The sequence below is a fragment of the Shinella sp. M27 genome (genome assembly GCF_049199905.1).
GTDB lineage: Bacteria > Pseudomonadota > Alphaproteobacteria > Rhizobiales > Rhizobiaceae > Shinella.
The window spans coordinates 101,179-117,543 of the sequence record NZ_JBLZPK010000065.1; the positions used below are offsets into that span (position 1 = coordinate 101,179).

The 16,365-nt window shown below is 63.7% G+C and carries 16 protein-coding genes; all 16 read left to right on the plus strand.

Features of this window, described 5'->3' with window-relative positions:
- The first annotated feature begins 64 nt into the window (after window positions 1-64).
- The 16 genes from ACOZK4_RS24275 (at window position 65) to fliF (ending at window position 16,316) form a co-directional block, all read left to right on the plus strand.
- Entirely contained in the window at window positions 65-1,588 is a 1,524-nt protein-coding gene (locus tag ACOZK4_RS24275; RefSeq protein ID WP_421594268.1) for a sugar ABC transporter ATP-binding protein, read from the plus strand.
- Window positions 1,585-2,571 (plus strand): ABC transporter permease, encoded by a 987-nt coding sequence (locus ACOZK4_RS24280; protein ID WP_421594269.1) that lies wholly within the window; start codon window positions 1,585-1,587, stop codon window positions 2,569-2,571. Before ACOZK4_RS24275 ends, ACOZK4_RS24280 begins: the two co-directional genes overlap by 4 nt.
- Window positions 2,564-3,568 carry an ABC transporter permease gene (locus tag ACOZK4_RS24285; protein WP_421594271.1) on the plus strand — a complete coding sequence of 335 codons (1,005 nt, stop codon included), beginning with the start codon at window positions 2,564-2,566 and terminating at the stop codon, window positions 3,566-3,568. The genes ACOZK4_RS24280 and ACOZK4_RS24285 overlap by 8 nt, the downstream gene beginning before the upstream one ends.
- A 3-nt stretch (window positions 3,569-3,571) precedes the next feature.
- Window positions 3,572-3,886, plus strand: coding sequence for an L-rhamnose mutarotase (rhaM, locus tag ACOZK4_RS24290; protein ID WP_421594273.1), 315 nt, complete (start codon window positions 3,572-3,574; stop codon window positions 3,884-3,886).
- A gap of 4 nt (window positions 3,887-3,890) precedes the next feature.
- Window positions 3,891-5,252, plus strand: coding sequence for an FGGY-family carbohydrate kinase (locus ACOZK4_RS24295; protein ID WP_421594275.1), 1,362 nt, complete (start codon window positions 3,891-3,893; stop codon window positions 5,250-5,252).
- 522 nt (window positions 5,253-5,774) lie between these two features.
- Entirely contained in the window at window positions 5,775-7,373 is a 1,599-nt protein-coding gene (locus ACOZK4_RS24300) for a globin-coupled sensor protein (RefSeq protein WP_421594277.1), read from the plus strand.
- A gap of 159 nt (window positions 7,374-7,532) precedes the next feature.
- On the plus strand, window positions 7,533-7,832 hold the full coding sequence (locus ACOZK4_RS24305; RefSeq protein ID WP_313532805.1) for an STAS domain-containing protein: 300 nt from the start codon (window positions 7,533-7,535) through the stop codon (window positions 7,830-7,832).
- Window positions 7,829-8,194, plus strand: a complete 366-nt coding sequence (cheY1, locus tag ACOZK4_RS24310; RefSeq protein WP_117368143.1) for a chemotaxis response regulator CheY1 — start codon at window positions 7,829-7,831, stop codon at window positions 8,192-8,194. Before ACOZK4_RS24305 ends, cheY1 begins: the two co-directional genes overlap by 4 nt.
- Before the next feature lie 23 nt (window positions 8,195-8,217).
- On the plus strand, window positions 8,218-10,503 hold the full coding sequence (locus ACOZK4_RS24315; RefSeq protein WP_421594280.1) for a chemotaxis protein CheA: 2,286 nt from the start codon (window positions 8,218-8,220) through the stop codon (window positions 10,501-10,503).
- A 7-nt stretch (window positions 10,504-10,510) separates the two neighbouring features.
- Window positions 10,511-10,975 carry a chemotaxis protein CheW gene (locus tag ACOZK4_RS24320; protein WP_421577851.1) on the plus strand — a complete coding sequence of 155 codons (465 nt, stop codon included), beginning with the start codon at window positions 10,511-10,513 and terminating at the stop codon, window positions 10,973-10,975.
- Window positions 10,972-11,877: a protein-glutamate O-methyltransferase CheR gene (gene cheR, locus ACOZK4_RS24325; protein ID WP_421594281.1), complete on the plus strand. Its 906-nt coding sequence runs from the start codon at window positions 10,972-10,974 to the stop codon at window positions 11,875-11,877. The genes ACOZK4_RS24320 and cheR overlap by 4 nt, the downstream gene beginning before the upstream one ends.
- Window positions 11,874-12,929 (plus strand): protein-glutamate O-methylesterase CheB, encoded by a 1,056-nt coding sequence (gene cheB, locus ACOZK4_RS24330; protein ID WP_421594365.1) that lies wholly within the window; start codon window positions 11,874-11,876, stop codon window positions 12,927-12,929. Before cheR ends, cheB begins: the two co-directional genes overlap by 4 nt.
- Window positions 12,929-13,318 (plus strand): response regulator, encoded by a 390-nt coding sequence (locus tag ACOZK4_RS24335; protein ID WP_298099611.1) that lies wholly within the window; start codon window positions 12,929-12,931, stop codon window positions 13,316-13,318. The genes cheB and ACOZK4_RS24335 overlap by 1 nt, the downstream gene beginning before the upstream one ends.
- The gene (cheD, locus tag ACOZK4_RS24340) at window positions 13,315-13,869 is read left to right on the plus strand and encodes a chemoreceptor glutamine deamidase CheD (protein ID WP_421594283.1); all 555 of its coding nucleotides are present in this window, start codon (window positions 13,315-13,317) and stop codon (window positions 13,867-13,869) included. The genes ACOZK4_RS24335 and cheD overlap by 4 nt, the downstream gene beginning before the upstream one ends.
- An 89-nt stretch (window positions 13,870-13,958) precedes the next feature.
- Window positions 13,959-14,348 (plus strand): chemotaxis protein CheT, encoded by a 390-nt coding sequence (cheT, locus tag ACOZK4_RS24345; RefSeq protein WP_313523542.1) that lies wholly within the window; start codon window positions 13,959-13,961, stop codon window positions 14,346-14,348.
- A gap of 267 nt (window positions 14,349-14,615) precedes the next feature.
- Complete coding sequence (fliF, locus tag ACOZK4_RS24350) at window positions 14,616-16,316, plus strand: flagellar basal-body MS-ring/collar protein FliF (protein ID WP_313523544.1); 1,701 nt, start codon at window positions 14,616-14,618, stop codon at window positions 16,314-16,316.
- The last annotated feature ends 49 nt before the right edge of the window (window positions 16,317-16,365 follow it).

The window sequence follows — 16,365 nt, forward strand, 5'->3', positions numbered from 1 at the left end:
TCCTGCCCGAACCGGCCATGCCGGTGGCCGGGCGATTGTAACCGAAATTCCGGTGGACCGAGACTTGCTGCAGGACACGACCATATCGCGGACCAGGCCCGCCGTCGCGCTCGAGGGGATCTCGAAATCATTTCCCGGCGTGCGCGCGCTGTCGGACGTTTCGCTCTCGCTCTATCCCGGCTCGGTGACGGCGCTGGTCGGCGAGAACGGCGCCGGCAAGTCGACGCTGGTGAAAATCCTCACCGGCATCTACCAGCCCGACGAGGGCACCATCCGTGTCGATGGCGCAGAGACCCAATTCCCGACCGCCAATGCTGCCGCCAAAGCCGGCGTGACGGCGATCCATCAGGAGACCGTGCTGTTCGACGAGCTGTCGGTCGCGGAAAACATTTTTCTCGGCCATGCCCCGCGCAACGGCTTCGCCCTCATCGACTGGAAAAAGATGAATGCGGATGCGCGCGCGCTGCTGTCGCGCGTCGGTGCCGATCTCGACCCGTCGATCCGTTTGCGCGATCTCGGTATCGCCAACAAGCATCTCGTCGCCATCGCCCGTGCGCTCTCCATCGATGCGCGCGTCGTCATCATGGACGAGCCGACGGCGGCGTTGTCGCACAAGGAAATCCACGAGCTTTACGAGCTGGTCGACCGGCTGAAGGCGGACGGCAAGGCGATCCTCTTCATCAGCCACAAGTTCGACGAGATCTTCCGCATCGCCGACCGCTACACCGTCTTCCGCGACGGGCGCATGGTGGGCGAGGGGCTGATCTCGGAAACGATGCAGGACGAGCTGGTGCGCCAGATGGTCGGGCGCGATGTCGGACAGGTCTTTCCCAAGCAGGAAGTCGCCATCGGCGAGCCGGTGCTCACCGTCTCCGGCTATCGTCACCCGACGGAATTCGAGGACATCAATTTCGAGCTGCGCCGCGGCGAAATCCTCGGTTTCTACGGTCTCGTCGGCGCCGGCCGCTCGGAATTCATGCAGTCGCTGATCGGCATCACCAGGCCGTCGGCCGGCGCGATCCGGCTGGATGGCGAGATCAAGGTCATCCGCTCGCCGGCCGAAGCCATCGAAGCCGGCATCGTCTATGTGCCGGAAGAACGTGGCCGGCAGGGCGCGATCATCGGCCTGCCGATCTTCCAGAACGTCACGCTGCCCTCGCTGTCGCGCACCTCGCGCTCAGGATTTTTGCGCATGGCGGAGGAATTTGCCCTGGCGCGGGAATATACGGCGCGGCTCGATCTGCGCGCCGCCTCGCTCGATCAGGACGTCGGCACGCTCTCGGGCGGCAACCAGCAGAAGGTGGTCATCGCCAAATGGCTGGCGACGCGGCCGAAGGTCATCATCCTCGATGAGCCGACCAAGGGCATCGACATCGGTTCCAAGGCCGCCGTGCATGCTTTCATGAGCGAGCTTGCCGCCTCGGGACTCAGCGTCATCATGGTCTCCTCGGAAATCCCCGAAATCATGGGCATGGCCGACCGCGTCATCGTGATGCGCGAGGGCCGCATCGCCGGCCGTTTCGAGCGCGCGGAGCTGACGGCCGAGAAACTCGTGCGCGCCGCCGCCGGCATTCAGGAGACCGCGTGATGAAGCTTCTCCTCAAAAACCGCGAAATGCTGCTGGTCGTCGCCATCATCGCGCTGCTGGTGCTGATCGCCATCCGCTTCCCGCCCTTTGTGGCGCCGGGCAATCTCGCCAATGTCTATAATGACACGTCGATCCTGATCATTCTGGCGCTCGGCCAGATGGCCGTCATCCTGACACGCTGCATCGATCTATCGATGGCCGCCAACCTCGCCCTGTCGGGTATGGCGGCCGCCATGCTCAACGCCGCGTTCCCCGGCCTGCCCGTGCCGCTGATCATTCTCGCCGCCGTCGCGCTCGGGGCGTTTCTCGGTTCGATCAACGGCCTGCTCGTCTGGAAGCTCGACATTCCGCCGATCGTCGTCACACTCGGTACGCTCACCATCTACCGCGGCCTGATCTTTCTGCTGTCCGGCGGCGCCTGGATCAATGCGCATCAGATGAGCGATGCCTTCAAGGCTTTGCCGCGTGCCACATTGCTCGGCTTCCCGCTGCTTTCCTGGCTGTCGCTGGTCATCATCGCCATCATGGTCGTCGTCATGCGCCGCACGCCGCTCGGCCGCGCCTTCTTCGCGCTCGGCGGCAATCCGCATGCTGCTGTTTATACGGGCATCGATGTCGGCCGCACGCGTTTCCTCGCCTATTGTCTGTCGGGCACGCTGGCCGGCCTTTCGGGTTATCTCTGGGTCTCGCGCTATGCCGTCGCCTATGTCGATATAGCCGCCGGCTTTGAGCTCGATATCATCGCGGCCTGCGTCATCGGCGGCGTGTCGATTGCCGGCGGTATCGGCTCGGTCGGCGGCGCGGTGCTCGGCGCGCTGTTCCTCGGTGTGATCAAGAACGCGCTGCCCGTCATCAACATCTCGCCCTTCGCCCAGATGGCGATATCAGGCACGGTCATCATCATCGCCGTCGCCGTCAATGCGCGTGCCGAAAAGCGCAAGGGCCGGGTCATTCTCAGGAAAGCGGAGGCCGTCCATGGCTGACGTCCAGACGATTGCACGCCACATCCCCGACCGGCTGGAAAGCCGCGGCGCGCGCCTCATCAAAAGCTGGGAGACGCTGCTGGTCGCCGTGGCGCTGGCGATCTTCCTTGTGAACTCCTTCGCCTCGCCCTATTTCCTCGATCCGTGGAACCTGTCGGACGCGACCTTCAACTTCACCGAAAAGGCGATGATCGCCTTCGCCATGGCGCTGGTCATCATATCGGGCGAAATCGACCTCTCCGTCGCCTCGATCATCGCGCTCACCTCGACGGTGATGGGCTACGCCGTGCAACTCGGCTTTGATACGCCCGCACTCGTCATGATCGGCCTCGCCACTGGCCTTCTCTGCGGCGCCTTCAACGGCCTGCTCGTCACCGGCCTCGGCCTGCCCTCGATCGTCGTCACCATCGGCACGATGAGCCTCTTCCGTGGCCTCTCCTTCCTCATCCTCGGCGACCAGGCCTTCACCGGCTATCCCGCAAGCTTCTCCTGGTTCGGCCAGGGCTATGTCTGGTGGGTCTTCTCCTTCGAGTTCTGCCTCTTCGTTCTGCTCGCCGTCATCTATGGCGTGGTGCTGCACAAGACGAGTTTCGGCCGTACCGTTTATGCCATCGGCAACAACCAGACGGCCGCGCTTTTCTCCGGCGTGCGTGTCGGCCGGGTGAAATTCGTGCTCTTCCTGCTGACCGGCCTGATGGCCGCCATCGCCTCGATCTGCCTGACGGCCCGTCTCGGCTCGACGCGCCCCTCCATCGCGCTCGGCTGGGAGCTGGAAGTGGTAACGATGGTCGTGCTCGGCGGCGTCAATATTCTGGGCGGCTCCGGCACCATCCCCGGCGTTGTGCTGGCGGCCCTCATCATGGGTATGGTGACTTTCGGCTTCGGCCTGCTCAACGTGCCCGGCATCGTCATGTCGATCTTCATCGGCCTGCTGCTGATTTCGGTGATCGCGCTGCCGATCCTCTATCGCCGTTTCCGTGGCCGCAGGAGCCATTGAGCCATGGAGAAATATGCGTTTCGCATGCGGCTCAATCCCGGCATGCAAGATGAATATAAAGCGCGGCACGATGCGATCTGGCCGGAATTGTCTGCGCTCCTCAAAGAGGCGGGCGTCTCCGATTACTCCATCCATCTCGACGAGGAGACGAACCTGCTCTTCGGCGTGCTCTGGCGGCGCGATGATCACACCATGACGGACCTGCCGAACCATCCCGTCATGAAGCGCTGGTGGGCCCACATGGCCGACATCATGCAGACGAAGCCGGACAATGAGCCCGTCGCCGTGCCGCTCGTCACCGTCTTCCATATGGATTGAGCCGATGAAGACCATTGCCGTCGTCGATATCGGCAAGACGAATGCCAAGGTCGTGCTCGTCGACGGCGAAAGCTTTCGCGAGGTTGCCGCCCGCACCATGCCGAACGGCGTGGTCAATGCCGCGCCCTATCCGCATTTCGATGCGGAGAAGCTCTGGGCCTTCATCGTCGAGAGCCTTGCCGCGCTGAACCGAGAACGCCCGATCGACGCCATCTCCGTCACGACCCATGGCGCGACCGCTGCCCTGGTCGGGGAGGACGGCAACCTTGTCCTGCCGGTCCTGGACTATGAGCACGAAGGCCCGCAGGAGGCTGCGGAGGCCTATCGAAAAATCCGTCCGCCCTTCGCCGAGAGCGGGACGCCGATCATGCCGATGGGCCTCAATGCCGGCCTGCAGATCTACTGGCAGTCAAAGCGTTTCCCCGAGGCTTTCGCCAGAACGCACCATATCCTGATGTATGCGCAATACTGGTCCTTCCGCCTGACCGGCATTGCCGCCAGCGAGGTGACCTCGCTCGGCTGCCACGCCGATCTCTGGGAACCGCGCAACGGTCGCTTTTCCAGCCTCGTTTCGGACGAGGGCTGGACGGACCTGATGCCGCCGGTGCGCAAGGCGGGCGACGTGCTAGGCCCGCTTCGCCCGGACATCGCGGCGGCAACGGGTCTCAGGCCCGGCGTGCCCGTCCATTGCGGTATCCACGATTCCAACGCCTCGCTGCTGCCTTACGTACTAACGCGAGAAGCGCCCTATGCGGTGGTCTCCACCGGCACCTGGGTCGTCGTCATGGCGATTGGCGCAAAATCGGTCGCCCTGGACGAGGCGCGCGATACGCTGATCAATGTCAACGCGCTCGGCGATCCCGTGCCGTCCTCGCGCTTCATGGGCGGCCGGGCCTTTTCGACGCTGGGCGGCAAGTCCGGCGACCTTCCGGCCTCCGCCATCGCCGCCGTGCTGGACCGCGATGCCATGCTGCTGCCGTCGATGCCGGAGGAGTCCGGACCCTATCCCGGCCGCAAAGCGCGCTGGACCGTTCCGCGCGACGCCCTTAGCGACGATGAGGCGCAGGCCGTGATCACCTTCCATCTCGCGCTGATGACGACGACTTGCCTCGATCTCATCGGTGCCGATGGCCCCGTCATCGTCGAGGGACCGTTTGCAGCCAACCGAGCCTTCCTGATGATGCTGGGGGTGGCGACGGGCCGGAACGTGCTGGCCGGCGGCAGCGCCACGGGCACGAGCATCGGCGCCGCGTGCCTTGCGGCAGGTCGCGCGCCGGAGCCCTCGATTGTCACGATTGCGCAAGACCTGCCGCCGGGCGCCGCGGATTACGCGGCGCGCTGGCGCATGCTTGCCGATAGAGGATGATAATCGCTGCCGGCGGGGTTTAGAAAACCCGGGCCTTGGCCGGAGCGCGGCCGGCGTCGATATCGAGAAGAAGCGTGATGGCGGCCAGCGTTACCGCTGCAATTACCGTGGCGCCCAATGCCAGAACAATCATTGTCCGTTCCTCCTGACATCATTGTCAGTTCATAAGGACACCCTACGCGCGCGAGCTTGCGTGTAGCTGACGTTACGGCGGTGTGTTTAATTTTAGCGATCCGCGAAGCAAGGCATAAAGCATTAACCTTCAGGCAAGGAATTAACCATAAACATGGTTCTACGCGTCGGAATGGGAAATTCGCCATTTCTCACCCAGGCATGATGCCGACCCGCCGTACCGGATCAAAGCCGGTATTCGAGTTTCACAGAATTTGATCATGGATCGACGGGTGCCCCGTGCTTTGAGAGCACGTTTGGTTTGCAACCTTTCCGCCATGCGAGAATTCGGTCGGTTCGCTCACAAGCGCAACCGGGCATCGTTGGTTTGGGAGCATACTGGTGCAGGAAATGCCGGCAGAAAACGCTCGAACGGGACAGGCAGCCAGCCTGCGCGACCGTTTGCGCTTTGCCGGCGTCGAAGCAGCCCAGGGCGAAACGCTCCGCCGCCACCGCCAGACGCTCGAACGGCATGTCGAAACCGCGCTTCGCGATCTCTTCCAGCGCTTCCAGACTTTTCCCGATGCCGCCCGCCACTTCCAGAGCGAGCGCCAGATCGACCGTCTGCACGACCTCCAGAGCTCCCACTGGAGCGTCCTGACCGACGCACGCTTCGACGGCCTCTATGCCGAGCGGGTGAAAGTCCTCTCCGACAGCGAAAGCCAGATGGGCCTCGACCCACGCTGGCGCATTGCCGGCCATTCGGTCGTGCTTGAAACGGTCGTATCCGGCCTCATCGAAGAATACTGGCCGAAATCCATCCTGCCCGGTGCCGGCAAGGCCCGCCGCAAAGAACTGACCGAACTCGTCTCCGCTTTCATCCGCACCGCCATGGTGGATGCGGAAATCGGCGTTTCGCTGCGTTTCAACGAGCTGCGCCACGCCCATGGTCGGGCGCTGGGCGAACAGCGCCGTGAGGACCGCGCGGAACTCGACCGCGTCTTCGGCGATACGATCCGCAGCCTCTCCACCCTCGATTTTTCCGCCCGCGTCTCCGGCGAGATGCCCGAGGCGTGGCGCGACATGGCCGACACGCTGAACGGCGCGCTGGATGAGATCCAGAAGCACCTTGCCTCCGCCGCCGACCGCGCCACCGAAGGCGACCGCCTCGTCGGTGCGCTTGCTTCCGGTGCTGGCAGCCTTTCGGCCCGCTCCGCCGAGCAGTCGGCAAGCCTGATCGAAACCGCCAATGCGCTCGGCGCCATCGTCGGGCGCGTGCGCCAGACGCTCGATGAAACCCGCAAGGCCCAGTCCGCCGCCCTCGCAACGCAGGATTCGGTGACCAAAAGCGGCAATATCGTCGGCGAAGCCATGTCGGCAATGGCCGATATCGAGGCGTCGGCGGAAAAGATCGGCCAGATCATTGGCGTGATCGACGAGATCGCCTTCCAGACCAACCTCCTGGCGCTGAACGCCGGTATCGAGGCGGCCCGCGCCGGCGACAGCGGTCGCGGTTTTGCTGTCGTCGCGCAGGAAGTGCGGGCCCTTGCCCAGCGTTCTGCGGACGCGGCACGCGAGATCAAGCAGCTGGTCACCAGCACCAAGTCGCAGGTCGAGACCGGCGTTGAGCACGTCCATCGCACGCAGGATGCCATCGGCAACATCGTGCGCCAGGTCGAGGGCATCAACGACGCCATCACCGGCATCGTGCGCGAAAGCGCCGTCGATGCCGAAGGGCTCGATGGCGTCACAGCCGATCTCGGCCGCACCAGCCGTGCGCTGGAAGCGGATGCCTCGGATGCCGGCCGCATCGGGTCCGAAGGCCGGGACCTGCACACCGTCATCCTCGAACTCGGCCGCACGATCCGCGAATTCCGCGTTTCGGCGCAGCGCGATGTCCGCCCGGTCCGCACCGCCCCGGCGATGCCGCGCGCCGCTGCGGAGCCAATGGCGGCAGATGCTGCTCCCCTCGATTTCCTGACGGCGCGCGCCGTCGGCTTTGGAGGCTGAGATGGCGCAGCGGCAACCCAGACACTGGTTCTCCACGGTGCGCAGCCAGACTTCGGAAGAAGGCCTGCCGCCCGCGCCGAACGGTGGAACGATGACCTCAGACAGACGCAGCCCCAGAAACTGGCTCACGAGTCACTGGCTCAAACAAGGAACCCGGTAATGGCGAGCAAGAAAGCCGCTCAGAAAAGTTTAAGCCTTGCCCCCGTCCTCGATCTCAACGAGGCGACGGCGCTGCACCAGCAGCTCATGGGCCTCAAGGGCAATCCGCTCCTCATCGACGCCTCGGCGGTCGAGCGGGTCGGCGCGCTCTGTGTCCAGGTTCTGATGGCCGGCGCCAAGAGCTGGGAGGAGGAAGGCAAGCCTTTCACCTTCGGCAAGGTTTCCGACCCTTTCATGAAGACAATGCAACTTATCGGCGTGAATATTGATCACTTGCTGGCACAGGAGGCTGGGCAATGAAGAAAAAAGTTTTGACCGTGGATGATTCCAGGACAATCCGGAACATGCTTCTCGTGACCCTCAACAATGCGGGTTTCGAGACCATCCAGGCGGAAGACGGCGTCGAGGGCCTTGAAGTCCTCGAGAATGCCAATCCCGACGTCATCGTCACCGACATCAACATGCCGCGCCTCGATGGCTTCGGCTTCATCGAAGGCGTGCGCCGCAACGAGAAGTTCCGGGCCATCCCGATCCTCGTTCTGACCACCGAAAGCGATGCCGAAAAGAAGAACCGCGCCCGTCAGGCCGGTGCGACGGGCTGGATCGTCAAGCCCTTCGATCCGACCAAGCTGATCGACGCAATCGAGCGCGTTACCGCCTAATCCCTCAGCCAGGATTACTCCCGATGGATATGAACGAAATCAAAGAGATCTTTTTCCAGGAATGCGAGGAGCAGCTCGCCGAACTGGAATCCGGTCTCTTGAAGCTGAATGACGGGGATCGCGATCCGGAAACGGTCAACGCCGTGTTTCGTGCCGTGCATTCGATCAAGGGCGGTGCCGGTGCATTCGGCCTCGATGACCTCGTCTCCTTCGCCCATGTGTTCGAGACGACACTGGATTGCGTTCGATCCAACAAGCTGGAGCCGACCCAGGATGTCCTGAAGGTCATGCTCAAATCGGCCGACGTCCTGGCGGACCTGACCAATGCGGCACGCGACGGCGGAAGCGTCGATGAAGCGCGCAGCCGCACCCTGATCCGCGAACTGGAAGCGCTCGCCCATGGCGAGGTTCCGGCCGCCGCCGAAGCTCCGGCCCCGAAGCCCGCAGCCGCTGCTCCCAAGGCGGCCGCCCCGGCGCCGGTTGCGGTCGAAAAGCCGCCGGTCAACGACGAGGGCTTCCAGCCGATCCCGTTCACCTTCGGTGATTTCGACGAGGAGCCGGTCGGCCACTATATGCCGACCGTCCAGATCGCCTTCAAGCCGAAGAAGGACCTCTACGCCAAGGGCAACGAAGCGGTTCTCCTGCTGCGCGACGTCTCCCGCCTCGGCGAGATGAGCGTCTATTGCGATATGGACGCCCTGCCGACTCTCGACAAGATGAACCCAGAGGAAGCCTATTTCTCCTGGAAGATCTCGGTCACCACTGAAAAGGGCGAGGACGGCGTACGTTCCGTCTTCGAATTCGCCGAGTGGGATTGCGATCTCGATATCCAGACCATCGAGGAAGACGTCGTTGGCGAGGTGACGGAAAACGAAGAACAGCCGATGCAGCCGGTGCCCTTCGACCTGTCGATGCTCGACGAAGGTGGCTCTGCCGCCGGTGACGAGCCGGCCGTCATGGAAAGCGACGCGGCCGCCGCCGTCGCTGCCGCAGAAACCGCCACCAAGGTCGCGCAGGCCGCAAGCCGCGCTGCCGACAACAAGGCAGCCTCCGCTGCCGCGTCGGCGGCAAGTGCCGCCCAGGCCAGCCAGGCCGCTGCCGCAGGCCAGACGATCCGCGTCGATCTCGACCGCGTCGATCGCCTGATCAACCTCGTCGGCGAACTCGTGATCAACCAGGCGATGCTCTCGCAGAGCGTCATCGAGAACGACGCCAACGGCACGTCCTCGATCAATATGGGTCTCGAAGAGCTGCAGCAGCTCACCCGCGAGATCCAGGATTCGGTCATGGCCATCCGCGCGCAGCCGGTCAAGCCGGTCTTCCAGCGCATGGCCCGTACCGTCCGCGAAATCGCCGATATCACCGGCAAGTCGGTCCGCCTCATCACCGAAGGCGAGAACACCGAAGTCGACAAGACCGTCATCGACAAGCTCGCCGAGCCGCTGACGCACATGATCCGCAACGCGGTCGACCACGGCCTCGAAATGCCCGAGAAGCGCGAAGCCCTCGGCAAGAACCCGGAAGGCACGGTTCGCCTGACGGCAAAGCACCGTTCGGGCCGCATCGTCATTGAGCTAGCCGACGACGGCGCCGGCATCAACCGCGAGAAGGTGCGCCAGAAGGCCATCGACAACGACCTGATCGCGGCCGACGCCAACCTGTCGGACGAGGAAATCGACAACCTGATCTTCCACGCAGGCTTCTCGACTGCCGACAAGGTGTCTGACTTGTCCGGCCGCGGCGTCGGCATGGATGTTGTCAAGCGCTCGATCCAGGCGCTTGGCGGCCGCATCTCGATCTCCTCGAAGCCCGGCCAGGGCTCGGTCTTCACCATGAGCCTGCCGCTGACGCTCGCCGTTCTCGACGGTATGGTGGTCACGGTCGCCGGCCAGACGCTCGTCGTGCCGCTGACGGCCATCGTCGAGACGCTGCAGCCGGAAGCCTCCGCCATCCATTCCTTCGGTGCCTCGCAGCGGCTCATCTCGATCCGCAACTCGTTCTGCCCACTGGTGGATGTCGGCCGGATTCTCAACTTCCGCGCTACGCAGGCCAATCCGATCGAGGGCGTCGCCCTGCTCGTCGAATCGGAAGGCGGCGGCCAGCGCGCCCTCATGGTCGATGCGATCCAGGGCCAGCGCCAGGTCGTCATCAAGAGCCTGGAAGCCAACTACACCCACGTGCCGGGCATCGCCGCCGCGACTATTCTCGGCGACGGCCGCGTGGCTCTCATCCTGGACGTCGACGCGGTGGTTGCCGCTTCGCGCGGCCAGTCCCTGAAACAAGACGTCTCGCTCGCTGCCACGGGTTGATCATCCAATGTCGTATGCGGTCAACAATCATAGTCACGGACGCGAACTGATCGCCTTCAGGATCGGCGATCAGGAGTTCTGCGTGAACATCATGTCGGTCCGGGAGATCCGTGGCTGGACGCCCGCGACGTCGATGCCGCATGCGCCGCCCTACGTGCTCGGCATCATCAACCTGCGCGGAGCCGTGCTGCCGATCGTCGACCTGTCGCTGCGGCTCGGCATGAAGCCGGCCGAGCCGACGGTGCGCCACGTCATCATCGTCGCCCAGGTCGGGCCGAAAGTGGTGGGCCTGCTGGTTGATGCGGTGTCCGACATCCTGACCGTGACCGACGACAACATGCAGCCGACGCCCGACATCGCCAACGAGGCGGCCAAGGCCTATGCGCGCGGTATCTTCGCCCTCGAAGGGCGGATGATCTGCAATATCGAACTCGATGCCCTCTTCCCGCATTCCGAAAGCGAAGCTGCATGACCCATCCGGCCTTCGATAGCAGACAGTCTCCGGACGAGTGCCTTGCCAGCGGCGAATACCCGCTGACCCGCAGGGACCTCTCCGAGATTGCGGCCATGATCTACGCCGATGCGGGCATCTATCTCAACGAGACCAAGGCCTCGCTCGTCTATTCGCGCCTGTCGAAGCACATCCGCCAGCTCGGCCTCAAAGGGTTTCGCGAATATTGCGCGCTCGTCTCGTCGCCCGCCGGTGCCGGCCCCCGCAAGGAGATGCTGTCGCATCTGACGACGAATTTCACGCGCTTCTTCCGCGAGAACCATCACTTCGACCATCTGAAAAGCGACGTCCTTCCGGATCTTCTGGCGCGGGCCCGTAACGGCGGCCGCGTCCGCATCTGGTCGGCGGCCTGTTCGGACGGGCAGGAACCCTATTCGATCGCGCTCACCGTGCTCTCGATGATGCCGAACGCGGCGGACTACGACTTCCGCATTCTCGCGACGGATATCGACCCGAAGATCCTGGCGATCGCCCGCGCCGGCGCCTATGACGCCAATGCGCTGGAAACCGTCAATCCGGCAATGCGCAAGCAGTTCTTCCGCGAAGTCGATGCCGGCGGCGGCCGCCAGAAGTGGCAGGTCGACGACCGGGTGAAGAAGCTCATCACCTATAACGAGCTGAACCTGATGGCCCAGTGGCCGTTCAAGGGGCCGTTCGACGTCATCTTCTGCCGCAACGTCGTCATCTATTTCGACGAGCCGACGCAGATGAAGATCTGGTCGCGCTTTGCCGGCATGCTCGGCGACAACGGCCATCTCTATATCGGCCATTCCGAGCGCGTCTCCGGCGAGGCGAAGAACCAGTTCGACAATATCGGCATCACGACCTACCGCTACACCGGCAAGTATAGGAGGGGCGCATAATGGCACCAGCGCGCGTACTCGTCGTCGACGATTCTCCGACCATGCGCGGTCTCATCACGGCCGTGCTCAATTCCGATCCTGATGTCAACGTCATCGGCCAGGCCGGCGACGCCATGGAAGCCCGAAACGCGATCAAGCAGCTCAATCCAGACGTCGTGACGCTGGATATCGAGATGCCGAACATGAACGGCCTCGAATTCCTCGACAAGATCATGAAGCTTCGGCCGATGCCGGTCATCATGGTCTCGACGCTCACCCATCGCGGTGCGGAGGCCTCGCTGATGGCGCTGGAAATCGGCGCCTTCGATTGCGTCGGCAAGCCGCAGCCGGGGGACGCCCGCCCGTTCGGCGACCTCGCCGAAAAGGTGAAGGCCGCCGCCCGTTCGCAGCGCCGCTTCCACGCCGAACCGCCGCCGCTGGCGCCGACCTCGGCCAACGTCAATCCGGCCGCCGCCTACCGGCCCGGCCGCCGTGTCGTCGCCATCGGCTCGTCGACGGGCGGCGTCGAGGCGCTGATCGCGGTCTTGCAGAAATTCCCGGTCAACTGCCCGCCGACCGTCATCACGCAGCATATGCCACCGACCTTCACCAAGAGCTTTGCCGAGCGGTTGAACCGCCTCTGCGCGCCCGTGGTGCAGGAGGCGACCGACGGTGCGCGGCTCGAGATCGGCAAAATCTATCTGGCGCCGGGCGGCGACCGTCATCTCCAGATCGCCAATCCGCATGCGCCATGCTGCCGGTTGATCGAGCGCGATCCGGTCAACGGCCATCGTCCTTCGGTGGATGTGCTGTTCGATTCGGTGGCCGAGCTTGCCGGCCGCAACGCCGTCGGCGTCATCCTGACCGGCATGGGCCGGGACGGGGCGAGCGGCCTTCTGAAAATGCGCCATGCAGGGGCGCGGACCATCGGTCAGAACGAAAAAACCTGCGTCGTCTATGGAATGCCGAGAGTGGCTTTCGAATTGGGTGCAGTCGAACACCAGTTTCCACTTTCCTCCATCGGGGAGGAAATCTTGAAGATCACTGCCGCCCGCAGAGAAGGGAGCGAATAATGTCTATCGCTGAAAAAATCAAAGTCCTCATCGTCGATGATCAGGTGACCAGTCGCCTGTTGCTGGGTGATGCCCTGCAACAGCTCGGCTTCAAGCAGATCACGGCAGCCGGTGACGGTGCGCAGGGCATGGCCATCATGTCCCAGCAGCCGCATCATCTTGTCATCTCCGACTTCAACATGCCGAAGATGGACGGGATCGAATTCCTCCAGGCGGTTCGGTCGAACCCCAACACCAAGAAGGCGGCCTTCATCATCCTCACCGCACAGGGCGACCGTGCGCTGGTGCAGAAGGCGGCAGCCCTCGGTGCGAACAACGTTCTCGCCAAGCCGTTCACCATCGAAAAGATGAAGGCGGCCATCGAAGCCGTGTTCGGGGCATTGAAATGATAACAGACGCCGGGACGCGCCGCGTCCATGTCATTCAGGGCGAATATAAGGTCATCAACGACCCGAATGTGGTGCTCACCACCATTCTCGGGTCTTGCGTGGCCGCCTGCATGCGCGACCCGGTCATTGGCGTCGGCGGCATGAACCACTTCCTGCTGCCGGGCTCCGCGGAGGCCCTGGCCTCGGGCGGCGACGCCACGCGCTACGGCGTGCATCTGATGGAACTTCTGATCAACGGCCTCCTGAAGCAGGGCGCGCGGCGCGACCGGCTGGAAGCCAAGATCTTCGGTGGCGCACGCACCATCGCCCGCTTCTCCAATGTCGGCGAACAGAATGCCCTGTTCGCCCGCCAGTTCCTGATGGACGAAGGCATCAAGGTCATGGGCGAAAGCACGGGCGGCGAGCACGGGCGCAAGCTGGAATACTGGCCGTCGAGCGGCCGGGCCCGTCAATATGCGCTGACGGGCGTCGAAACGCAGAAGACGGTGGCGCTGGAACAGCGGCCGGTCCCCGTCGCAAAGCCCGCCGAAAGCTCGATCGAATTCTTCTGAGCGGCGGTTTCGCCGCCGGACGGACATGTACGAACAGTATTGCGTTGCCGGTCCCATCATCCGCCGGCTCGTACAAAAAAGGGTCACCCATGCAAGCCGAGTATCTGAGTGCCGCAAATGCCATGGAGGAAGCCCTTCCGGATGTGCTGATGCGCATCGTGTCCGAACTGCACGATGTCGCCTATCTCATCGAGCGCATCGAGCCGCAGCTGGCCGCCATCCATGGCGATGTGCCCGAACATGCCTTCGAGCGCATGATGGTTCTGCAGGGCATCGACCTTGCCGTCCAGAAGACGCGCGGGCTTGCCGAGTTCATCGACACGATCACCGCCAGCATTCCCGACAGCTGCATCGTCGATATCACGACGGCGCTGAACCTGGTGAAGCTTGCCGACATGCAGAAGGCGCTGAGCAACGGCATGCGCCACGGCCATTCTCAGCCGCTCGGCAAGGCCGCAGGTGATTTCGAAGCGTTCTGATTGATCTGGAACGATATTCTTTACCAAGACGGCGCCCTTGCGGCGCCGTCTTTCGTTTGAGCGCCCGCTCCGCACGCGCGGCTACGCCATGCTCGCGCAAGTTTCGCCGTCTAGTCTCCAGGCCGGATCAGTTAGGTCCGCGTATTCCATGGGGCAGATCGGCGCGTGCGGAAATGTGCCGGCTCCGTCCCACGAAATTGAAAATGCGTCTCGCAAGCACCGGCATGTTAGCCAGGTGGCAAGACGCCAAGTCCGTGCGGGAACAGAATGAATCTGTTGGAACAGTTGACGAAAGTCTACAAGAACCTGGCTTCGCTGGGGCAGGCGAAGCTTGCGATGCTGGCCGGCGCCGCCATCCTTTCGGTCGGCCTTGTGCTCGCCGCCGGGATCATGGTGAACAAGCCCTCCTACGAGACGCTCTATGTCGGACTGGAAAAGTCCGACATGAACCAGATCAGCCTGGCGCTCGCTGAAGCCAACATCGATTTCAACACCGGAACCGCAGGCGACAGCATCGAAGTTCCCGTCGGCCAGACCGGCAAGGCACGGCTCTATCTCGCCGAACGCGGCCTGCCGAGCAGCGCGAATGCCGGCTACGAGCTCTTCGACAAGGTCGGCTCTCTCGGCCTCACCTCCTTTATGCAGGAAGTGACGCGTGTGCGTGCCCTTGAAGGTGAAATCGCCCGCACCATCCAGCAGATTTCCGGCATCGCCGCCGCCCGCGTCCATATCGTGATGCCGGAGCGCGGCAATTTCCGCAAAGCCGAACAGGTGCCGACTGCCTCCGTCATGATCCGCGCGAGCGCGCAGGCCGGACGTGAGTCGGCCGCCGCCATCCGTCACCTCGTCGCCGCCTCCGTTCCGGGCCTCGAAGTGGACGGCGTGACCATCCTCGATTCCGCCGGCCAGCTTCTCGCCTCCGGCGACGACGACGAGAACGGCGCGGTAAACCGCTCGCTGACCGCCGTCCAGACCATCCAAAGCGAAGTCGAGCGCAATATCGAGAAGGCGCTCGCGCCCTTCCTCGGCATGGATAATTTCCGCGCCAGCGTTACCGCCTCGCTCAACACCGACTCCCAGCAGATCCAGGAAACCGTCTACGATCCGGAATCGCGCGTCGAGCGCTCGGTCCGCGTGACGCGGGAAACGCAGAAGTCGCAGCAGCAGGCCGACAACAAGGCCGCGACCGTCGAGCAGAACATTCCGCAGGGCGGCCCGCAGGGCAAGGCCGACGGCCAGAAGTCCAGCGACGAGGCCGACAAGAAGGAAGAGCAGACCAATTACGAGATCAACAGCAAGACCGTCGCCACCACGCGCAACGGCTTTGCGGTCGAAAAGCTCTCCGTTGCCGTCGTCGTCAATCGCGCCCGCATCGCAGCTATGGTCGGCGAACCGGCCGACCAGGCGAAGGTCGACGCCTACATCGCCGACATGCAGAAGATCGTCTCCTCGGCGGCCGGCCTCAACACCGAGCGCGGTGACGTCGTTACGATCAATGCGATGGAATTCCTCGATCACCAGCTGCTCAACGAGGCTGTGCCGGGCCCGGGCGTCATGGAAACCCTGACGCGCAACCTCGGTGGCATCATCAATGCGCTCGCCTTCCTCGGCGTGGCCGTGGTCGTGGTCTGGTTCGGTCTTCGCCCGGCGGTCCGGTCGGTCACCGGCGGTGGCGCTGCGGCGGGCAATGCGCTGGAAAGCGATGCAGCCGGTCTCGAACTGCCCGACTTCTCCCCGGCAACGGGCGGCATCGGCGGCCCCGGTGCGACGCTCATGGACGGCTTCGGCGCGGACTTCGGCTTCGACAGCACGGACGACCTGCTCAATGCCGGCGACGAAGGCGACGGTGCCTTCAACCGTCGCGTCAAGGAAGGCCCGGAGCGCCGCCTCAGCCGCATGGTCGAGATCAGCGAAGAACGCGCTGCCAAGATCCTGCGCAAGTGGTCCATCGAGAAGGAAGCCGCCTGAGGGCTTTCCAGAAAAGACGAATAAAGACGCGGCCGGAGACGGCCGCGGG

What these genes read in the sequence shown, in the direction of transcription:
- ACOZK4_RS24335 (WP_298099611.1), top strand. Translation starts at nt 12,929, where the DNA reads ATGTCTATCGCTGAAAAAATCAAAGTCCTCATCGTCGATGATCAGGTG.
- rhaM (WP_421594273.1), top strand. Translation starts at nt 3,572, where the DNA reads ATGGAGAAATATGCGTTTCGCATGCGGCTCAATCCCGGCATGCAAGAT.
- cheY1 (WP_117368143.1), top strand. Translation starts at nt 7,829, where the DNA reads ATGAAGAAAAAAGTTTTGACCGTGGATGATTCCAGGACAATCCGGAAC.
- cheD (WP_421594283.1), top strand. Translation starts at nt 13,315, where the DNA reads ATGATAACAGACGCCGGGACGCGCCGCGTCCATGTCATTCAGGGCGAA.
- ACOZK4_RS24285 (WP_421594271.1), top strand. Translation starts at nt 2,564, where the DNA reads ATGGCTGACGTCCAGACGATTGCACGCCACATCCCCGACCGGCTGGAA.
- ACOZK4_RS24295 (WP_421594275.1), top strand. Translation starts at nt 3,891, where the DNA reads ATGAAGACCATTGCCGTCGTCGATATCGGCAAGACGAATGCCAAGGTC.
- ACOZK4_RS24315 (WP_421594280.1), top strand. Translation starts at nt 8,218, where the DNA reads ATGGATATGAACGAAATCAAAGAGATCTTTTTCCAGGAATGCGAGGAG.
- ACOZK4_RS24320 (WP_421577851.1), top strand. Translation starts at nt 10,511, where the DNA reads ATGTCGTATGCGGTCAACAATCATAGTCACGGACGCGAACTGATCGCC.
- cheT (WP_313523542.1), top strand. Translation starts at nt 13,959, where the DNA reads ATGCAAGCCGAGTATCTGAGTGCCGCAAATGCCATGGAGGAAGCCCTT.
- ACOZK4_RS24300 (WP_421594277.1), top strand. Translation starts at nt 5,775, where the DNA reads ATGCCGGCAGAAAACGCTCGAACGGGACAGGCAGCCAGCCTGCGCGAC.
- cheR (WP_421594281.1), top strand. Translation starts at nt 10,972, where the DNA reads ATGACCCATCCGGCCTTCGATAGCAGACAGTCTCCGGACGAGTGCCTT.
- ACOZK4_RS24305 (WP_313532805.1), top strand. Translation starts at nt 7,533, where the DNA reads ATGGCGAGCAAGAAAGCCGCTCAGAAAAGTTTAAGCCTTGCCCCCGTC.
- fliF (WP_313523544.1), top strand. Translation starts at nt 14,616, where the DNA reads ATGAATCTGTTGGAACAGTTGACGAAAGTCTACAAGAACCTGGCTTCG.